4 protein-coding genes are annotated in these 4,107 nt (G+C 52.1%); 2 read left to right on the top strand and 2 right to left on the bottom strand.

Annotated features, from left to right (window positions below; all coding sequences use genetic code 11):
- Both AACZ40_RS28380 and AACZ40_RS28375 read right to left on the bottom strand, forming a co-directional pair.
- Positions 1-1,238, bottom strand: a 1,238-nt coding sequence (locus AACZ40_RS28380) for an acetate--CoA ligase (protein WP_339676976.1), incomplete at its 3' end; no start/stop codon positions are given.
- 400 nt (positions 1,239-1,638) lie between these two features.
- Positions 1,639-2,370, bottom strand: a complete 732-nt coding sequence (locus AACZ40_RS28375; RefSeq protein ID WP_291176473.1) for a phytanoyl-CoA dioxygenase family protein — start codon at positions 2,368-2,370, stop codon at positions 1,639-1,641.
- Positions 2,371-2,611: 241 nt separating this feature from the next.
- On the opposite strand from AACZ40_RS28375, the gene AACZ40_RS28370 reads away from it, so the two are divergent.
- Both AACZ40_RS28370 and AACZ40_RS28365 read left to right on the top strand, forming a co-directional pair.
- On the top strand, positions 2,612-3,574 hold the full coding sequence (locus tag AACZ40_RS28370) for a DUF1559 domain-containing protein (protein ID WP_291176470.1): 963 nt from the start codon (positions 2,612-2,614) through the stop codon (positions 3,572-3,574).
- An 8-nt stretch (positions 3,575-3,582) separates the two neighbouring features.
- On the top strand, positions 3,583-3,996 hold the full coding sequence (locus tag AACZ40_RS28365) for a hypothetical protein (RefSeq protein WP_339676973.1): 414 nt from the start codon (positions 3,583-3,585) through the stop codon (positions 3,994-3,996).
- Positions 3,997-4,107 lie beyond the last annotated feature (111 nt).

The following is a 4,107-nucleotide window of genomic DNA, read 5'->3' as shown; positions in this document are numbered from 1 at the left end:
CGCTCCTGGCCGATGACTCTGTGATACCACATCCAGGCTTCGGGATTGATCGGTTCACCGACGGTTCCCAGCAGACGCAGGCTGGACAGATCGTATTTGTTCGGCCATTCATCGCCCCACTTAATGAAGGCACGGATGGCCGTCGGTGCGGTGTAGAAGATGTTAACCTGGTACTTTTCGACGATTTCCCAGAAGCGACCTTCATCGGGCCAGTTGGGAGCGCCTTCATACATCACGGTTGTGGCACCGTTGGCGAGTGGGCCATACACGATGTAGCTGTGACCGGTGATCCAGCCGATGTCGGCGGTGCACCAGTAGGTGTCGTCTTCTTTCAGATCGAAGACCCACTCGGAGGTCATTTTGGCTCCCAGCAGATAACCGCCGGTGGAGTGTTGCACGCCTTTGGGTTTGCCGGTACTTCCGGAAGTGTAGAGAATGAACAGCGGGTGATCGCTGTCGAGTTCCGCCGGATCGCATTCCGGTGAGGCGTCATCCATCAGATCATGCCACCAGTAGTCACGGTCGGGGACCATATCCACTTCACAGCCGGTGCGACGGTAGACGACCACTTTTTCGACACTGGGAGATTTTTCCATGCTCTGGTCGACGGCTTCCTTGAGCGGAATGTTTTTACCACGTCGCCAGCCACCATCGGCGGTGATGACCAGTTTTGCCTGGGCGTCATTGTTACGGTCAGCAATGGCGTCGGCACTGAAGCCACCGAAGATGATCGAATGCGTTGCTCCGATACGCGAGCAGGCCAGCATGGCAATCGCCAGTTCAGGAACCATGGGCATGTAGAGTGTCACGCGGTCGCCTGTTTCCACGCCCAGCTTTTTCAGACAGTTGGCAAATTTGCAGACTTCGCGGTACAGGTCCTGATAGCGGAGCACGCGGGTATCGCCGGGTTCCCCTTCCCAGATGATCGCGGCTTTGTTCTTGCGCCAGCTGTCGAGGTGACGGTCGATGCAGTTGACCGAAGCATTGATCTTGCCGCCTTTGAACCATTTGGTTTCGGGCATTTCGCCTTCGATTACACTCTCGTACGGCTGAGACCATTCCAGGTCTTGCGCCAGATCACCCCAGAAGCCGGCGGGATCGTCTTTGGCCCGGTTCCAGAGCTTCTGATATTCTTCCATGCTGGAGATATTGGCCTGTTCCACAAACTCGGCTGGCGGCGGAAATGATCGAGTTTCCTGAAGCACACTTTCAATGTTTTCGTTAGCCTGGTCACTCATCGTTGTCATTCCCCTTTGTTTTATTTGGCGAGCGAAATAAGAACCGAAAATGTGGATCAGCAACCTGTTTGTACCAGGCCCGCTGATTCGATTCTCTCCCTGTGTCTTTCTAAAGAATTATTAAACAATGCTAAGATAGCGATTTTAGGGCACTGTTTTTTTGAAGTCAATAAACGGACAATCGCTTCCTCAGATAACGGAAACGCGTTGCTGAATACCTTATCTAAGCGTCAAAACACGGAAAATCAAGCGGGACGGGGTACGCAAGTCACTTTAAATCGCCGGAAAGTAACTCTGAGTCCCCTTTTCTTCGCGAATCGAACTGTTTTCACCGAAATTTGAGAGAGACAGGAAGTGAACACTTGGTAAATTTACTCACCACTATGTCCTGCAATATTTTTCAACTGGTTCCCGCCTCCATCAACGCCCGTGCTTTCTGGTAGGCGGCTTTCATCTCCGGGGAATCCTGCGTGTGTGTGCCGCGGAAGACGAGCAACAGTCCCAGCCGGGGGAAGTCACTGACATTCGGTGCGCTGAAGTGAATCGTCTGACAGTGATGAATCAGGATATCACCCGCCTTGAGCAGAGCCGCTTTTGCGTGAGATTCTTCTACCGGCTCTGCCAGTCCAAAGGAATTTCCTTTCACGCCGGAAGGAACGTGTTCATGCACGCCCTCTGTATGAGAACCGGGCAGGTAATGTACGGGACCATTTTCCGGAGTGACATCATCCAGGGCGATCCAGACGGTAAGCACATCGGGTGGTGTCTGGCAGAAATAAGCGTTGTCCTGATGCGGTGGCACGCCGGAACCAACCTTTGCCGGCTTGTTAAAGGTTTCCACGCCCATGCAGGTTGGCGTGCCGTTGACCAGTTCTGCAATCAGGGTCTGTACTCTATCTGACTGCGAAAGCTGTGCGAAGAAAGAATCATGGGTCTGCATCCGCCAGCAGTTACGAATCGCAGTCCCGTCGGCTTCAAACACGACATCACTGTCAGGCAGGCCCGGTACGACTTCCCGGTTATAGCGTTCGACGGCGGACCTGATTTCAGCCAGTTCCTCACCTGCATACCAGGCGGGAACATGGACAAATCCCTGCGTCTGATAATGGCGGACGACTTCTTCCTGGTTCATCTAACTCTCCTGTCCTAAATGTTTTTCAAGCTCTGGTGACTGGTGCGAATTCATTATAAAAAGGCAATCCCCACTTTCCGCATTAAAATCGGGCTTTACAGCAGAAAACACAATTCGAACAAAAGTCTGAAAATTTGTCCTTGCTTTAGTCAAATGTTCTATTAGGATAGTTTATTAAGGTAGAAATGGTATGGCAGGGCTCATGTCAACCTCTGTAAAGATTCGACCAAGGATTTTTTACATGAGCTCTCATAAAAGGCAGCAGCGCGGTTTCACACTCATTGAATTATTAGTTGTCATTGCCATCATTGCGATTCTCATCGCGCTTCTGTTGCCAGCCGTTCAGCAGGCCCGTGAAGCGGCGCGTCGCTCGACCTGCAAGAACAAGTTGAAGCAGTTGGGACTGGCGCTTCATAATTATCACGACACCTTCAATCGGCTGCCTCCCGCTTATATCGAAACAGCTGCACGACGTGGCTCATCGGGGGGAACCTGCACAACAGGCGGGACCCGCTCTGCCCCCTGGACGATTCTGATATTACCGTACATTGAGCAGTCCACGCTCTATAACAAGTTTGACTTCAACGCGAAGTTCCGAAACCTGCAGAATGGAACCGGGGACGCTGTGAACGAGACACTGCAGGAACTGCGAAATGTCAACTTCGAATGTCCTTCTGATCCGAATTCCAATGAATCACATGCCAATAACAATTACCTGGGAGTGCAGGGGGGCGGTGACTACACCGCGATGGCAGCGATCGGGAAAGCCTGTCGGGCTTATAATATTCGCACGTATTTCTTCAACGGGATTTTTTATTCTGACTCCAGCACCCGTATGCGAGATATTACGGATGGTTCTTCGAATGTCTTCATGCTGGGGGAGAGCCGCTATCAGACGCTCTGGGCCAGTAGTGGTTCAGCAGCAACCTACTGGATGACCTGGGCGACGACGTCCTGGGGAGATGCGCCGGCCCAGGTTGGTGGTACTTATCTGCCAGTAAACGGTTCTACGTTCGTCCCGCATCGAGATGGTTACAAACTCGAGGTGGCTACTTCTTATTTTGGAAGTAACCATATCGGAGGAGCACATTTTCTGATGGGTGATGGCTCCGTGCATTTCATCAGTGAAAATATCGACTTGAGTACTTATCAGACTCTCGGAATCATTGCAGATGGACTGCCGGTCGGAGGATACACGTTTTGAAACATCAATTGAAACAAGTTGGAGCCCGGTTATTGTGTTGGATGAATGTGGGTGTCTGTTGCCTGTTTTTGCTCGGCTGCGGCACTGATTCCACAGGTCCGGAGCGATTCGTGCTTTCAGGACAGGTACTGCATAATGGTCAGCCTGTGCCAGCGGGTCAGGTTATACTGATGCCCGATACGGCTAAGGGAAATCAGGGACCAGGGGCCGTCGGCACGATTGAAAATGGTCGCTGGCATACCGATCCGAATAAAGGCCCTGTTTCCGGACCGCATATTGCGATGCTGAATGGCTACGCTTCCACCGAAGCAACGGTACCAGGCGGTGATCCCCCGATGTTGTTTACCGAATTTAAAACAGAGGTTGACGTGACAGCGGATGCATCCGATGTCGATTTTGATGTCAATGTGAAAGGCAAATGATTTCAGCGGCGCATCAGCGTGCGCTGGTTGCTTTGCTGTTTCAGCGGGCGGCGGGAAATTTCCTGCCAGTGGCGAATGTCAATTTCGTAAGGCCCGTGCGGGCGATCGAAG

Origin of the sequence: uncultured Gimesia sp., assembly GCF_963972345.1 — a bacterium.
Lineage (GTDB): Bacteria > Planctomycetota > Planctomycetia > Planctomycetales > Planctomycetaceae > Gimesia.
This window is presented reverse-complemented; position numbering and strand designations above follow the sequence as displayed.